The organism is Pseudomonas baetica (genome assembly GCF_019733355.1).
Taxonomy (GTDB): Bacteria; Pseudomonadota; Gammaproteobacteria; order Pseudomonadales; family Pseudomonadaceae; genus Aquipseudomonas; species Aquipseudomonas baetica_A.
The window spans coordinates 19942-35087 of record NZ_JAIHLQ010000039.1 but is presented as its reverse complement, the minus strand read 5'-3'; the positions used below and the strand labels follow the sequence as shown (position 1 = coordinate 35087).

18 protein-coding genes are annotated in these 15146 nt (G+C 58.7%); all 18 read right to left on the bottom strand.

What is annotated here, in order from left to right:
* Nucleotides 1-39: 39 nt before the first annotated feature.
* The 18 genes from bamB to trmJ all read right to left on the bottom strand — a co-directional run bounded on the left by bamB (nt 40) and on the right by trmJ (nt 15146).
* Nucleotides 40-1191: an outer membrane protein assembly factor BamB gene (gene bamB / locus K5E40_RS27280; protein ID WP_221733379.1), complete on the bottom strand. Its 1152-nt coding sequence runs from the start codon at nt 1189-1191 to the stop codon at nt 40-42.
* Nucleotides 1184-1825 carry a tetratricopeptide repeat protein gene (locus K5E40_RS27275; RefSeq protein WP_221733378.1) on the bottom strand — a complete coding sequence of 214 codons (642 nt, stop codon included), beginning with the start codon at nt 1823-1825 and terminating at the stop codon, nt 1184-1186. Before K5E40_RS27275 ends, bamB begins: the two co-directional genes overlap by 8 nt.
* Before the next feature lie 41 nt (nt 1826-1866).
* Nucleotides 1867-3156: a histidine--tRNA ligase gene (gene hisS / locus K5E40_RS27270; RefSeq protein WP_221733377.1), complete on the bottom strand. Its 1290-nt coding sequence runs from the start codon at nt 3154-3156 to the stop codon at nt 1867-1869.
* Nucleotides 3157-3193: 37 nt separating this feature from the next.
* A complete protein-coding gene (ispG, locus tag K5E40_RS27265; protein ID WP_003227888.1) occupies nt 3194-4303 on the bottom strand; it encodes a flavodoxin-dependent (E)-4-hydroxy-3-methylbut-2-enyl-diphosphate synthase in 1110 nt (369 codons plus the stop codon).
* A gap of 3 nt (nt 4304-4306) precedes the next feature.
* Nucleotides 4307-5314, bottom strand: coding sequence for a RodZ family helix-turn-helix domain-containing protein (locus K5E40_RS27260; protein ID WP_221733376.1), 1008 nt, complete (start codon nt 5312-5314; stop codon nt 4307-4309).
* The gene (gene pilW / locus K5E40_RS27255; protein WP_221733375.1) at nt 5314-6072 is read right to left on the bottom strand and encodes a type IV pilus biogenesis/stability protein PilW; all 759 of its coding nucleotides are present in this window, start codon (nt 6070-6072) and stop codon (nt 5314-5316) included. Before pilW ends, K5E40_RS27260 begins: the two co-directional genes overlap by 1 nt.
* A 12-nt stretch (nt 6073-6084) precedes the next feature.
* Nucleotides 6085-7233, bottom strand: coding sequence for a 23S rRNA (adenine(2503)-C(2))-methyltransferase RlmN (gene rlmN, locus K5E40_RS27250; protein ID WP_221733374.1), 1149 nt, complete (start codon nt 7231-7233; stop codon nt 6085-6087).
* Between the two features lie 28 nt (nt 7234-7261).
* Nucleotides 7262-7687 (bottom strand): nucleoside-diphosphate kinase, encoded by a 426-nt coding sequence (ndk, locus tag K5E40_RS27245; RefSeq protein ID WP_007916882.1) that lies wholly within the window; start codon nt 7685-7687, stop codon nt 7262-7264.
* 88 nt (nt 7688-7775) lie between these two features.
* Complete coding sequence (gene iscX, locus K5E40_RS27240) at nt 7776-7976, bottom strand: Fe-S cluster assembly protein IscX (protein ID WP_095190531.1); 201 nt, start codon at nt 7974-7976, stop codon at nt 7776-7778.
* Nucleotides 7977-7990: 14 nt separating this feature from the next.
* Nucleotides 7991-8332 carry an ISC system 2Fe-2S type ferredoxin gene (gene fdx / locus K5E40_RS27235; protein ID WP_007916885.1) on the bottom strand — a complete coding sequence of 114 codons (342 nt, stop codon included), beginning with the start codon at nt 8330-8332 and terminating at the stop codon, nt 7991-7993.
* On the bottom strand, nt 8332-10197 hold the full coding sequence (hscA, locus tag K5E40_RS27230; protein WP_221733373.1) for a Fe-S protein assembly chaperone HscA: 1866 nt from the start codon (nt 10195-10197) through the stop codon (nt 8332-8334). The genes fdx and hscA overlap by 1 nt, the downstream gene beginning before the upstream one ends.
* Before the next feature lie 51 nt (nt 10198-10248).
* On the bottom strand, nt 10249-10770 hold the full coding sequence (gene hscB / locus K5E40_RS27225) for a co-chaperone HscB (protein WP_221733372.1): 522 nt from the start codon (nt 10768-10770) through the stop codon (nt 10249-10251).
* A gap of 8 nt (nt 10771-10778) precedes the next feature.
* Entirely contained in the window at nt 10779-11102 is a 324-nt protein-coding gene (iscA, locus tag K5E40_RS27220; RefSeq protein WP_003227904.1) for an iron-sulfur cluster assembly protein IscA, read from the bottom strand.
* A 34-nt stretch (nt 11103-11136) separates the two neighbouring features.
* The gene (gene iscU / locus K5E40_RS27215) at nt 11137-11523 is read right to left on the bottom strand and encodes a Fe-S cluster assembly scaffold IscU (RefSeq protein WP_003227907.1); all 387 of its coding nucleotides are present in this window, start codon (nt 11521-11523) and stop codon (nt 11137-11139) included.
* An 83-nt stretch (nt 11524-11606) separates the two neighbouring features.
* Nucleotides 11607-12821, bottom strand: coding sequence for an IscS subfamily cysteine desulfurase (locus K5E40_RS27210; protein ID WP_221733371.1), 1215 nt, complete (start codon nt 12819-12821; stop codon nt 11607-11609).
* 50 nt (nt 12822-12871) lie between these two features.
* Nucleotides 12872-13363 (bottom strand): Fe-S cluster assembly transcriptional regulator IscR, encoded by a 492-nt coding sequence (gene iscR, locus K5E40_RS27205; protein ID WP_009045442.1) that lies wholly within the window; start codon nt 13361-13363, stop codon nt 12872-12874.
* A gap of 232 nt (nt 13364-13595) precedes the next feature.
* Nucleotides 13596-14372 carry a serine O-acetyltransferase gene (gene cysE / locus K5E40_RS27200; RefSeq protein WP_221733370.1) on the bottom strand — a complete coding sequence of 259 codons (777 nt, stop codon included), beginning with the start codon at nt 14370-14372 and terminating at the stop codon, nt 13596-13598.
* A gap of 3 nt (nt 14373-14375) precedes the next feature.
* Nucleotides 14376-15146 (bottom strand): tRNA (cytosine(32)/uridine(32)-2'-O)-methyltransferase TrmJ, encoded by a 771-nt coding sequence (gene trmJ, locus K5E40_RS27195; protein WP_221733369.1) that lies wholly within the window; start codon nt 15144-15146, stop codon nt 14376-14378.

Genomic DNA, 15146 nt, shown 5'->3' with positions numbered 1-15146 from the left:
AGTGAAGCTGCCTGGGTGTGTTAACCCCAAGCATAGTTGTTACTTGATGGTCAGGGCTTCCAGTTTGCCGCTGTTGCCATACACATAAATCGTGTCGCCCACCACCAGCGGACGGGCGCGAAGGCCGTCGCTGTCGATGCGCTCACGGCCGACGAATCGACCGTCCACCTGACTCAACAGGTGCAGGTAACCTTCCATGTCGCCGACTGCAACGTAGCTGGAGAACACTTCCGGCGCCGACAGTTGACGGCGAGCCAGCGAATCGTTGCTCCACAATGCAGTGGTGGAACGTTCGTCGACGCCTTCAACGGTGCCCGATGCCAAGCTGACATAGACGCTGCCGAAACCCTGCGCAATACCGGCGTAGCTCGACGCATCGCGCTGCCATAGTTGACGACCGCTCTCCAGATCCAGTGCCGCAACACGACCCTGATAGCTGGCAACGTAAAGCGTACCGCCGGAAAGCAGCAGACCGCCGTCGATGTCGACTACGCGCTCCAGTTCCGAACGACCCTGTGGAATCGCGATCCGTTGTTCCCAGACCGGCACACCGTTGGAAATGTCCACAGCGACCACTTTACCGGTCGACAAGCCAGCCACCGCGAGGCGGTTGGTCACGATCGGCGCACTGGTGCCACGCAGCGTCAGTACGGCCGGCGTGCTGTCATACACCCAGCGTTGAGTACCGGTGGAGGCATCCAGGCCGACCAGACGATCGTCCTGAGTCTGCACCACTACCACGTCGCCGTTGTTGGCCGGCGGCGCGAGGACTTCGCTGTTCACGCGAGCATGCCACTTCTCTTCACCGGTGACGGTGTCCAGAGCAACGACTTCGCCTTGCAGGGTGCCAACCAGAACCAGACCGTAACCAACGCCTACGGCGCCGGAGACAGGCAGTTCAAGATCTTTTTTCCACTTCACGTCGCCGTTGCTGCGATCCATGGCCATCACGATGCCGGTTACATCGGCAGCGTAGATGGTGTCACCATCAACCGCTGGCACCAGCATGTTGTAGGTTTCGCCCTGACCATCACCAATCGAACGACTCCACTGCTTTTGCAGAACCACTTCTTCTTTGAAGTCGGTCAGTTCAGCCGGTGGCAATTCTTTTTTGCTGTTGCTGCTGCAACCCGCGGCCAGAAGGGCCAGAGCCAGCAATGCTGCATGCTTCCAACGGATCACGTCACGCATCCCCTTTGGCCAGGTCGTCGAGTTTTATTTGAAGGCCACCGACTGCCGCTTCATCCGACAGTGCTGCCTTGGCTTTTTGATACGCCTTGTTCGCGTCATCGGTACGGCCCAACTGCACCAGCAGGTCGCCCTTGAGCTCTTCGCGAGTGGCCAGAAACGCTTTGTCGGCATCGCCGTCGAGCAGTTTCAGAGCGTCATCGGCCTTGTTCTGCGCACCCAGCACTTGCGCCAGACGCTGACGGGCGATTTCGCCGAGCGCCGGGTTGGCCGGTTTGTCGACAATGGCTTTCAGTTCCATCGCCGCGTCATCGAGCTTGCCGCTGTCGACTGCAACCTTGGCCACGAACAGGCTGCCGTACTGCGCGTAGGCAGTACCGCCGAATTCACTGTTGAGCTTGCCGGCCAAATCCGCAACGCGGGCAGTATCAGGCTTGCCGTCAGGCGTCAGTGTGGTCTCCAGCAGTTGCTGATAGAGCACCGAGGCGCCTTGCGACTGGTTGCTCTGATATTTGTGATAAGCCTGCCAGCCGAACACGATGACCAGCGCCAACAGGCCGCCGGTGACCAGAGGTTTGCCGTTGCGTGTCCACCAGTCCTTCAAATCCGCCAACTGTTCGTCTTCGGTACTCGACACCCCAATACTCCTTAATCGCTAAATCGGCTGTTTAGACAGCTTCAACCCTGCACGACGCAGGTGGCCAGGTGAGCGGCGAGCGCATCCCAGGCAATGCTTTGTTGTTCGCCCTGGCCACGCAGGGGTTTGAAACCTACCACTTGCTGGGCCATTTCGTCGTCACCCAGGATCAGTGCGTACAGTGCACCGCTCTTGTCGGCTTTCTTGAACTGGCTTTTGAAGCTACCGGCGCCGGCATTGACTTGCAGACGCAGGTTTGGAAGTTGATCGCGAACACGCTCGGCCAAGGTCAGAGCGGCCAACTCGGCCTCTTCACCGAAGGCACAGAGGTAGACGTCGACCTGACGGGAGATTTCTTCCGGGATCTGTTCCAGGGTTTCGAGCATCAGCACCAGACGCTCGATGCCCATGGCGAAACCAACGCCTGTGGTCGGCTTGCCGCCCATCTGCTCAACCAGACCGTCGTAACGGCCGCCCGCGCACACGGTGCCTTGGGCGCCGAGCTTGTCGGTGACCCATTCGAAAACGGTTTTGCTGTAGTAATCAAGGCCTCGAACCAGCTTGGGGTTGAGCACGTAAGGAATGCCGACGGCGTCCAGACGGGCCTTCAGGCCTTCGAAGTGGGCACGGGACTCGTCGTCCAGGTAGTCAGCCATTTTCGGCGCATCGACCAACACGGCTTGAGTGTCGGCATTTTTGGTGTCGAGCACCCGCAGCGGGTTGGTTTTCAAACGACGCTGGCTGTCTTCGTCGAGCTTGTCGTGGTGCGCCGAGAGGTACTCGACCAGCGCTTCACGATAACGACCACGGGACTCGCTGGTGCCCAGGCTGTTGAGTTCAAGTTTGACGGCGTCACGAATGCCCAACTCGCCCCAAAGGCGCCAGGTCATGATGATGAGTTCGGCGTCAATGTCCGGACCGTCGAGGTTGAACACCTCCAGACCGATCTGATGGAACTGGCGATAACGCCCCTTCTGCGGACGTTCGTGGCGGAACATCGGGCCGATGTACCAGAGTTTTTGTACTTGGCCGCCACCGGTGATGCCGTGCTCGAGCACTGCACGCACGCACGCTGCGGTACCTTCCGGACGCAAGGTCAGGGAGTCGCCGTTGCGGTCTTCGAAGGTGTACATCTCTTTTTCAACGATGTCGGTGACTTCACCGATCGAGCGCTTGAACAGCTCGGTGAACTCGACGATCGGCATGCGGATCTGCTTGTAACCGTAGTTATCCAGCAGACGCGCAACAGTACCCTCGAAATAACGCCACAGCGGGGTCTGTTCGGGCAGGATGTCGTTCATGCCACGAATGGCTTGCAATGACTTGCTCACTTTAAATCCTTAAATTCGTTCGGCTCTACAGTCAGGCTCAACCGCGCGCGATAACCGCAGCGTCAGCTTCGACCTTTTCGGCCGCTTTCTGGCGGATCAGCTTTTCCAGCTCATCCACCAGATTGTCATTCGTCAGTTTCTGCGACGGTTTGCCGTCGATGTAAATCAGGTTTGGCGTGCCGCCGGTCAAGCCGATATGAGCTTCCTTGGCTTCGCCGGGGCCATTGACCACGCAACCGATCACCGCGACATCCAGCGGCACCAGCAGGTCTTCAAGGCGTCCTTCCAGCTCGTTCATGGTCTTGACCACATCGAAGTTCTGCCGCGAGCAACTCGGGCAGGCGATGAAGTTGATTCCACGGGAACGCAGGTGCAAAGACTTGAGAATGTCGTAGCCGACCTTCACTTCCTCGACCGGGTCGGCCGCCAGCGAGATGCGGATAGTATCGCCAATCCCCTCGGCGAGCAGCATACCTAGGCCCACGGCGGATTTCACCGTACCCGAACGCAATCCACCCGCTTCGGTGATACCCAGGTGCAGTGGCTGAACGATTTCTTTCGCAAGCAGGCGGTAGGCTTCGACAGCCATGAACACGTCGGAGGCCTTCACGCTGACCTTGAAATCCTGGAAATTCAGGCGTTCGAGGTGTTCGACGTGACGCAGCGCGGATTCAACCAGCGCAGCGGGGGTGGGCTCGCCGTATTTCTTTTGCAGGTCTTTTTCCAGGGAACCGGCGTTAACGCCGATGCGAATCGGGATCCCGCGGTCACGGGCGGCATCAACCACCGCACGCACGCGGTCTTCACGACCGATATTGCCCGGGTTGATACGCAGGCAGTCCACACCCAGTTCTGCCACGCGTAAAGCGATCTTGTAGTCGAAGTGGATGTCGGCAACCAGTGGCACCTTGACCAGTTGCTTGATCTTGCCGAACGCCTCGGCAGCGTCCATGTCTGGCACCGAGACGCGGACGATGTCGACGCCGGCAGCTTCAAGACGGTTGATCTGCGCAACAGTGGCGGCAACATCATTGGTGTCGCTGTTGGTCATGCTCTGCACAGCGATAGGCGCATCGCCGCCTACCGGTACGTTACCGACCCAGATCTTGCGCGAGACGCGACGTTTGATTGGTGATTCGCCGTGCATGACTTATTGACCCAACTTCAGGCGAGCAGTCTCGCCACTGGTGAACGGAGCGATATCGACCGGTTGGCCGTTGTAGCTGACCTGCGCGGCGCGGGCAACACCCAGGCGCACAGCAAGCGGCGGCTTGCCGGAAACAGATACGCTGTCGCCTTTATGTTTCAGACCACTGAACAGAACCTTGCCACGACCATCGGTCACTTGTGCCCAGCAATCGCCGGTGAACTGCAACTGCACCTGACCATCGCCGGCAACGGGTGCAGGCGCTTCCTGGGCCGGTGCAGGCGTTGCCAGGGCGACCGGTGCTGTGACCGTCGGCGCTGGCGTGGCCGGTACGCTGGGGGCCGGGGTCGCAACAACTGGCGCGGGAGCGGGAGCGGCCGGTTCGGCTGGAGCAGGTGCAGGGGCGGCGCCTTCAGGGCCGGTCGATTCGGCTGTGGTTTCCGACTGCGGTAGCGCCAGCGCAGTGGCGCCCTCGGCCTGACCTTGCGCAACAGCCTGGTCCTCCGGCTCGTCTATCGGGTGTATCTGGGTCGTGCCGTCGGCGCCTTCGACTTCAACGTGCTCCGATGCCAGGCTGGTCAATTCTTTGGTTCGCAGCGATGTCTGATCCTGCCACCAGACGAAACCGCCGCCAATCACCGCGATCAACAACAGCAGGCAGACGATACGCAAAATGGTGTGGGAAACCCGAACAGGCTCCTCGATACGGCCAAGGGCGTGTACGTTACTGCCTTGGGAGTCGGTGCCAGTGGACTGGTCGAATTGCTGGACCAGAACGGTCTGGTCCATGCCGAGCAATTTGGCATAAGCGCGAATGTAACCGCGTGCGAAGGTATGCCCCGGCAGCTTGTCGAAAGCGCCGGCTTCAAGATTGCTCAGGGAAGTCACAGTGAGGTTGAGCTTGAGGGCCACTTCGGCCAGCGACCAGCCATTGCTTTCGCGGGCCTGGCGCAGGGTCTCACCGGGGTTAACGCGATTCGCTGCTACAATTTCGGGATGCGCCGCTTTCATCATTGCTCCGACAGGTATTGCTGATATTCCGGCGTACCGGGATAGAGTCGTTTTAATTGCAGGCCGTAACTGGCTGCCTTGTCGCGATCTTCAAACACTTTCGCCAGCCGAACGCCGAGCAATAGACTACGTGCATTTTGATCGGTAAGCAGGCTGAAACGGTCGTAATAGTCACGTGCGGGCACATAATGCCTGTCTTCGAAGGACAACTCAGCCATTTCCAGCAATGCGCGCGGTTGTTGACGATTCAATCGCAGCGCCTTTTCCAGCTGCTGCTGCGCCAGGTCACGCTCACCGAGCTTCGATGCCGTCATGCCGAGGTTCTCGAACACACGCGAACGCTCAGGATACAGGGTATCGGCGGCGGCCTGTTCAAAACGCTCGTAGGCTTCCTTATAACGCTGCTCTTCGTAGAGAAAACTGCCGTAATTGTTGAGCGTTCGCGCATCACCCGGACGGGAGGACAAGGCCTTGCGAAAGTGCTCGTCAGCCAGTTTTGGCTCCATCTCGGCCTGAAATACCAGCCCGAGGGCAGCATTGGCGTCAGGATCCGAACTGTCGAGCTCCAGTGCTTTTTTCAGCGGCACTTTGGCCCGCTCGCTCATGCCTTGCTGCAAGTACCCCAGCCCGAGTTGCACGTAGGCAGCCCGCGCTTCATCGCGGCCCTTGCTGGTCTTCATCGGGTTGTAGTCACCCGACAGGACACAACCAGCAGACAGGCTGGCCAACAGCAACAGCAGCGCAAAGCGCAGGGACATAGAGATCCTCTCTTAGTTAGTGTTCGCGGCGTTCTGTGCCAGATCGCTGTCGGCGCTCAACTCACGCACGGCGATGTAACGTTCGCTGCGACGGGTGCGATCCAGCACCTGCCCTACCAATTGACCACACGCGGCGTCGATGTCTTCACCACGGGTGGTGCGGACGGTGACGTTGAAACCGGCCTGATGCAACTGATCCTGGAAGCGACGGATCGCGTTGTTGCTCGGCCGCTCGTACCCGGAATGCGGGAACGGGTTGAACGGAATCAGGTTGATCTTGCACGGAATGTTCTTCAGCAACTCGACCATTTCAACGGCGTGTTCAACCTTGTCGTTGACGTCCTTGAGCAAGGTGTACTCGATGGTCAGCACACGCTTCTCGCCAAGGGCGGACATGTAGCGCTGGCACGACTCGAGCAGCATCTTAAGCGGATATTTCTTGTTGATCGGCACCAATTGGTTACGCAATGCGTCATTCGGTGCGTGCAGGGACAACGCCAGGGATACGTCGATGTGCTTGGCCAGCTCATCGATCATCGGCACCACACCCGACGTGGACAGGGTCACGCGGCGCTTGGAGATCCCGTAACCAAGGTCATCCATCATCAGATGCATGGCGGCCACGACGTTGTCGAAGTTCAACAGCGGCTCACCCATGCCCATCATCACCACGTTGGTGATAGCACGGTCGACGGTTGCCGGGACGCTGCCAAAAGATTTGTTGGCAATCCACACCTGACCGATCACTTCGGCGGCGGTGAGATTGCTGTTGAAGCCTTGCTTGCCGGTGGAGCAGAAACTGCAATCCAGGGCACAGCCTGCCTGGGACGAAACGCACAGAGTGCCGCGTTTGCCCTGGGGAATGTACACGGTCTCGACGCAGCTGCCGGACGCCACGCGCACCACCCACTTACGGGTGCCGTCGCTGGAAATGTCCTCGCTGACCACTTCAGGACCACGGACTTCAGCAATTGCCTTGAGCTTGTCGCGCAAGGCCTTGCTGACGTTCGTCATGGCGTCGAAATCATCGACGCCAAAGTGGTGAATCCATTTCATTACCTGACCGGCACGGAAACGCTTCTCCCCGATTGAGTCGAAGAATTTTTCCATTTCCTGTTGAGTCAGACCCAGCAGGTTGGTTTTTACAGTCGATGTAGTCATGGATTCACCTTCACTCTTAAGCCAATGCTTAGCGAGTGGTTACTTCAGTAGCTGCGAAGAAGTACGAGATTTCACGAGCAGCTGCAGCTTCGGAGTCCGAACCGTGAACAGCGTTGGCGTCGATGGAATCAGCGAAGTCAGCGCGGATGGTACCGGCAGCAGCTTCTTTAGGGTTGGTAGCGCCCATCAGCTCACGGTTCAGAGCGATAGCGTTTTCGCCTTCCAGAACCTGAACAACAACCGGGCCGGAGATCATGAAAGCAACCAGGTCGCCGAAGAAACCACGAGCGCTGTGCTCAGCGTAGAAGCCTTCAGCTTCGGCTTTGGACAGTTGCTTCAGTTTCGAAGCTACAACGCGCAGGCCTGCTTTTTCGAAACGAGTGGTGATCTCGCCGATGACGTTTTTTGCAACAGCGTCAGGCTTGATGATGGAGAAAGTACGTTGAACAGCCATGGTGTAACTCCAGAAACGGTAATTTGCGAAAAATTAAACCCGCGAATTATACGCGGGTTCTTGGGTATTGCCTAACCTGCGAGGACGATCAGTCTACTTCTTCGATCCAGAGCGCCTGAACCGCTTCCAACACCTTCTCGCCGACGCGGCCAGAGGTGTCGTCGAAGTCAGGCAGTTCCTTGATCCATCGCTGCAGGTCGACGAAATTCACAGAAAGCGGATCTACATCCGGCTTGGCTTCGGCCAATTCTTCTGCAATGCGTTGAACATCATTCCAACCGTAGCTCATGACAGTCTTACCAGTCAGTGCGGCGCTTCGGCCGCATGGTTAAGCGAATATTTCGGAATCTCGACGGTGATGTCTTCTTCACCCACGATAGCCTGACAGGCAAGGCGCGACTGCGCTTCCAGGCCCCAGGCACGATCCAGGAAGTCCTCTTCCAGCTCATCAGCCTCTTCCATCGAGTCAAAACCCTCGCGGATGATGCAGTGGCAAGTGGTGCAGGCGCAGACGCCGCCGCAGGCGCTTTCCATCTCGATATGGTGTTCATGGGCCAGTTCGAGAATCGATGTGCCGGGCGCAGCCTCGACCACCATGCCTTCAGGGCAGAACTTCTCGTGGGGCAGAAAAATGACCTGCGGCATCAGATATCCTCGATTTCATTCAGGTTGCGCCCCGACAGAGCGGCTTTCACCGTCAAATCCATCCGGCGAGCAGCAAAAGCATCGGTCACTTGCGACAGACGCTTGGTCTGCTGCTCGATGGCGTAACCATCAGTACCTTTCATCAGTTCGGCCAGTTCCTGCACCTGCAGGTCGATGACCATGCGCTCTTCGGCGTCGAGCAAACGCTCGCCATCCACCTCGAGAGCGCCCTGCACCGCCTCGATCAGGCGCTGGGCATCCACCTGCTGCTCGCGCAGAACGCGGGCGACCTTATCGTCATTGGCGTGCTGGAACGAATCCTTGAGCATCTTGGCGATTTCGCCGTCGGTCAGACCGTAGGACGGCTTGACCTGAATGCTCGCTTCAACGCCCGACCCCAGTTCACGGGCAGAAACGCTGAGCAGTCCGTCGGCATCGACCTGGAAGGTCACGCGAATCTTCGCCGCACCGGCCACCATCGCCGGAATGCCGCGCAATTCGAAGCGCGCCAAGGAGCGGCAGTCGCTGATCAGCTCACGCTCTCCTTGCAGCACATGGATCGCCATGGCCGACTGGCCGTCTTTATAAGTGGTGAAATCCTGGGCGCGTGCGACGGGGATGGTGGTGTTGCGCGGGATTACCTTCTCCATCAGGCCGCCCATGGTTTCCAGCCCCAGAGACAGCGGAATCACGTCGAGCAGCAGCAGTTCGCCGCCATCGCGCTTGTTGCCAGCCAGGGTGTCGGCCTGGATCGCAGCACCAATGGCCACCACTTGATCCGGGTCGATTTCAGTCAACGGCTGACGACCGAACGCTTCGGCGACGGCTTCACGCACGCGCGGAACGCGGGTCGAACCGCCAACCATGACCACGGCGTGTACGTCATCCAGCTCAATGCCGGAATCGCGAACCGCACGGCGGCAGGCTTTCAGGCTACGAGCAACCATCGGCTCGATCAGCGCATCAAAGGCCTCTCGAGTCAGCTGCGCTTTCCAGTCACCGTAGGCAACTTCAACGCTGGCCGCATCGGTCAGGGCTTCTTTGGCTGCGCAAGCAGTTTGCAGCAGATTACGTTGCGCGCCCGGATCGAGATCAGCGGACAAACCCGCACTCTCGATGATCCAGCCGGCAATCGCGTGATCGAAGTCGTCACCGCCCAGCGCACTGTCGCCGCCGGTGGCCAGGACTTCGAAAACACCGCCGGTCAGACGCAAAATGGAAATATCGAAGGTGCCGCCGCCCAAGTCATAAATCGCGACCAGGCCCTCGGCGTGCTGATCCAGACCGTAAGCCACAGCGGCTGCGGTTGGCTCATTGAGCAGGCGCAGCACATTGAGGCCGGCGAGTTTCGCCGCATCCTTGGTGGCCTGACGCTGAGCATCATCGAAATACGCTGGCACGGTGATCACCGCACCAACCAACTCGCCACCCAAGGTCGCTTCAGCACGCTGACGCAGCACCTTGAGGATATCGGCCGAGACCTCGACCGGGCTTTTCGGGCCTTGTACGGTATCGATGAACGGCATGTGCGATTCGCCGCCGACAAAGCGATATGGCAGTTGCTCGCCCAGTTGCTTGACGTCGGACAGACCGCGACCCATCAAGCGCTTGACCGACAGCACGGTGTTCAAGGGATCGGAAGCGGCGGCCAGCTTGGCCGACTCGCCGACCTCGACGCGATCGGCGTGATAACGCACGGCGGACGGCAGGATGACCTGCCCGTCAGCGTCGGCCAGCGGCTCGGAGAGACCACTGCGCAACGCAGCGACCAGCGAATTGGTAGTGCCCAAGTCGATCCCCACAGCCAGACGACGCTGGTGCGGTTGAGGACTTTGGCCGGGTTCGGCGATCTGCAGTAGGGCCATCGTGATCAGGACTTATCTGTATATCAGGCGTGCGACCGGAGCGGCACTGGGTTAATCGTCGAGGCGCTCTTCTAACTGGCGCACTTCGTAGGTGAGCTTGTCGAGGAACTGCATGCGCCGCATCAGGCGTTCGGCCTGCTCACGTCGCGCGGCATCATCCCAACAGGCTGCGAAGCTTTCATTGAGTTCTTCCTGAGCCACTTTCAGGCGACGCTTGAATACGGCGACACCATCCAGGTCCGCGCTGTCCTGAAGGTCTTCGAGCTCTTCGCGCCATTGCATCTGCTGCAAAAGAAACTCGGGGTCGTGGACCGTGACCTCCATCGGCACTTCATGCCCGCTGATGTTCAGCAGGTAGCGCGCACGCTGGGCCGGGCTCTTGAGCGTCTGATAAGCGTCATTAAGACGCGCAGACTGCTCAAGAGCCGACCGCTGCTCACGCTCTGGAGCGTCGGCAAAGCGGTCAGGATGAACGCCGCGCGCCAACTCACGATAGCGCGTGGCCAACTGCTCGAGATCCAGACGGAAACTCGGTTGCAGCTCGAATAAAGCGAAATGACAAGGAATACCCACGACAAGCCTCAGATGTTGAAGCTTTCGCCGCAGCCACATTCACCGCGTACGTTGGGGTTGTTGAACTTGAAGCCTTCGTTCAACCCTTCCTTGACGAAATCGAGCTCGGTGCCGTCCAGGTAGGCCAGGCTCTTCGGGTCGATAATCACTTTTTCACCGTGACTTTCGAACACCTGATCCTCTGCAACCACCTCGTCGACAAACTCCAGCACGTAGGCAAGGCCGGAACAGCCTGTGGTGCGAACACCCAGACGAATCCCTTCACCTTTGCCGCGCCCGTCGAGGGAGCGCCGCACGTGTCGAGCAGCCGCTTCTGTCATGCTGATAGCCATCGGTGACTCCTTACTCGTCGCCAAATCCTGAAAGTCAGATCAAGCCTTTCTTCTGCTTGTAATCGCGAACAGCCGCTTTGATAGCGTCTTCAGCCAGTACCGAGCAGTGAATCTTCACTGGTGGCAGGGCCAATTCTTCGGCCAGCTGAGTGTTCTTGATGGTTTCGGCTTCGTCCAGGGTCTTGCCCTTCATCCACTCGGTAGCGAGGGAGCTGGAAGCGATTGCCGAACCGCAGCCATAGGTCTTGAACTTGGCATCTTCGATAACGCCCTGATCGTTGACCTTGATCTGCAGACGCATCACGTCGCCGCACGCAGGTGCGCCAACCATGCCAGTGCCGACATCCGGGTCTTCGGCATTCATCTTGCCGACGTTACGCGGGTTTTCGTAGTGGTCGATGACCTTTTCGCTGTAAGCCATGATTCTTAATCCTCACTCATCAGAGAGTCGCTCTTTATGCCCCACAACCGGAGTTGACGGGGCCGGTTCGCGGCGACTTGAAATCAGTGTGCCGCCCACTCGATTTTCGAAATGTCGACACCGTCTTTGTACATGTCCCACAGCGGCGACAGAGCGCGCAGCTTGGTAACGGCCTCGCAGACTTTCTGCGCGGCGTAGTCGATTTCTTCTTCGGTGGTGAAACGGCCGAAGGTGAAGCGGATCGAGCTGTGCGCCAATTCGTCGTTGCGGCCCAGAGCGCGCAGTACGTACGAAGGCTCAAGCGATGCCGAGGTGCAGGCCGAACCGGACGAAACCGCCAGATCCTTGAGTGCCATGATCAGCGATTCGCCTTCAACGTAGTTGAAGCTCAGGTTCAGGTTGTGCGGAACGCGGGCAGTCAGACTGCCGTTTACGTACAGCTCTTCCAGATGTTCGACCTGCTTGTAGAAACGATCGCTCAAGGCTTTGATACGAACGTTTTCAGCAACCATGTCTTCCTTGGCCACACGGAACGCTTCGCCCATGCCGACGATTTGGTGAGTCGCCAGAGTGCCGGAACGCATGCCGCGCTCGTGACCGCCGCCGTGCATGGTCGCTTCGATGCGCACACGCGGCTTGCGGCTGACGTACAACGCGCCGATGCCTTTAGGGCCGTAGGTTTTGTGGGCGGAGAACGACATCATGTCGACTTTCAGCTTCTGCAGATCGATCTCGACCTTGCCTGTGGACTGAGCGGCGTCAACGTGGAACAGGATGCCTTTCGAACGAAGCAGTTCGCCGATGGCCGCGATGTCGTTGACGGTGCCGATTTCGTTGTTTACGTGCATGATCGACACGAGGATGGTGTCTTCGCGCAGCGCGGCGTCGATCATCTCAGGAGTGATCAGACCGTCAGTCTGAGGATCGAGGTAGGTCACTTCGAAACCTTCACGCTCCAGTTGGCGCATGGTGTCGAGGACAGCCTTGTGCTCAATTTTGGAGGTGATCAGGTGCTTGCCCTTGGAGGCGTAGAAATGTGCCGCGCCCTTGATTGCCAGGTTATCGGACTCGGTAGCACCGGAAGTCCAGACGATTTCGCGCGGGTCGGCGTTGACCAGGTCGGCCACCTGACGACGTGCATTTTCGACGGACTCTTCAGCCTTCCAGCCGAACACATGGGAACGGGACGCCGGGTTACCGAAGTTTCCGTCGACCAGCAGGCATTCACTCATCTTTTGCGCAACGCGCGGATCGACCGGGGTGGTCGCAGAGTAATCAAGGTAAATCGGCAATTTCATGGACTATCTCCTAAATCAGGCTGGCTGGCGTGCCGCTAGCTCTTTGGCTGTCATTCGACGGCGGACGCTTCAATCTTGTCCAGGTGCTGCGCCTTGCCATTGCAACGACGCTGATCCTGACGCTGGGCTACTTCTTGCACCTCACGGCGAGTGACAAGGTCAGCCAAGCTGATACCGCTCAGAAATTCGTGAATCTGCAGGCTCAGGTCGCACCACAGATGATGGGTCAGACAGGTGTCGCCGGAATGGCAATCGCCCTGGCCCTGGCACTTGGTCGCATCGACCGATTCGTTCACCGCATCGATCACCTGAGCGACCTGAATGCCCTGCATGTCGCGGGACAACTGGTAGCCACCGCCCGGACCGCGAACACTGGAAACCAGGTTGCTGCGGCGCAGCTTGGCGAAAAGCTGTTCGAGGTAGGACAGGGAGATCCCTTGGCGCTCGGAGATATCGGCCAGGGACACGGGCCCGTGCTGCGCGTGCAACGCCAGGTCGAGCATGGCGGTCACGGCGTATCGGCCTTTTGTAGTCAGTCGCATGGACAGTTACCACGGAGTTCAGAATGGGCGGGAGTATGCAATTCCCGAGCATTTAAGTCAACTATAAGACCTAGTGCTTTAGTCGGGTTTACCCCCAAAAGAGCGCGCGCATCATAGCAAAGGCTGGCGGCGCACAGCCAGACATACCGCGTTATCGTTCTTCGCGAGCGAGTCCACCCCCACAAGGGAATGCATTCCAACGCTGGCCTGCTCGCGAAGAAAACGACGCGGTTTAGCTCGCCTGACTCTGATCCTTGTCTTTTACACAGGCAAAGTCTTCTTCACGCAGCTCAGGCAGATCTTTCGCACAGTAATTACTGCCCAGATCCTTTAGCGCGCCGCACATTCCTTCCAGTCGCCCATCCACCGCTTGCAGGTGATCGAGCAACTGACCGATGGCACGCGCCACCGGGTCAGGCATGTCCTCACTGACACCATAGGCATCGAAGCCGATCTTCTCGGCCATGGCCTTGCGTTTGGCGTCCTGCTCCTCATCGGATTTGACGATGATTCGCCCAGGAATCCCCACAACCGTGGCGCCCGGCGGCACTTCTTTGGTTACCACGGCATTGGAGCCGACCTTGGCACCCGCACCGACCGTGAACGGGCCGAGCACTTTGGCGCCCGCACCGACGACAACACCATCACCCAACGTCGGATGGCGCTTGCCTTTATTCCAACTGGTGCCACCCAGGGTCACGCCCTGATAAATGGTTACGTCATCGCCAATCTCGGCGGTTTCGCCAATGACGATCCCCATGCCGTGATCGATAAAGAATCGTCGACCGACTTTCGCCCCCGGATGAATCTCGATCCCGGTCAACCAACGACCAAAGTTCGACACCAGACGCGCAAGCCATTTCAGATCATGGCGCCAGAGCATCCCGGCCAATCGGTGAATCCAGATCGCATGCATCCCGGGGTAGCAGGTCAGGACTTCAAAAGCGTTACGCGCTGCCGGGTCTCGATGGAACACACTTTGGATATCTTCACGCAAACGCTCAAACATCATTTAGTCCTTCCGCTTAAGAAGCTCACCACGGGCCGCTTTTTGGGTTTCCGTGAGAATGCCACGCAAAATATTCATCTCCGCCCGGCTGACCGAGCTGCGTCCGTACAACCGGCGCAGGCGCGCCATCAAGTGCCGTGGTTTTTCCGGATCAAGGAATTCGATGGCGACCAGCGTCTGCTCCAGATGCTCATAGAATCGCTCCAGCTCATCCATGGTCGCCAGCTCGGCGCTTTTCACCGAGGCCACTTCTTCTTTCTCGATCTTGCTCGGCTGACCCTGTGCAGCCAGCCAGGCCATGCGCACTTCATAGCTCAACACCTGCACCGCCGCGCCGAGGTTCAGCGAACTGAACTCTGGATCGGAGGGGATGTGCACGTGAAAGTGACATCGCTGCAACTCTTCATTGGTCAGGCCGGAATCTTCACGACCAAACACCAGGGCGATTTCGGCGCCCTGCCCGGCTTCCTCAACCACTTTGGTGCCGCATTCGCGCGGATCCAGCAGTGGCCACGGAATGCGCCGATCACGAGCACTGGTGCCGAGCACCAGATTGCAGCCGACCAAGGCATCTTCCAAAGTGGCGACGACTAGCGCGTTTTCAAGAATGTCACCGGCACCGGAAGCACGAGCATCGGCTTCGTGATGCGGGAACAGCCGCGGTTCAACCAGCACCAATCGCGACAGACCCATGTTTTTCATGGCGCGCGCAGCCCCGCCGATGTTGCCGGGGTGGCTGGTATTGACCAGGACGACACGAATGTTCTGCAGCAA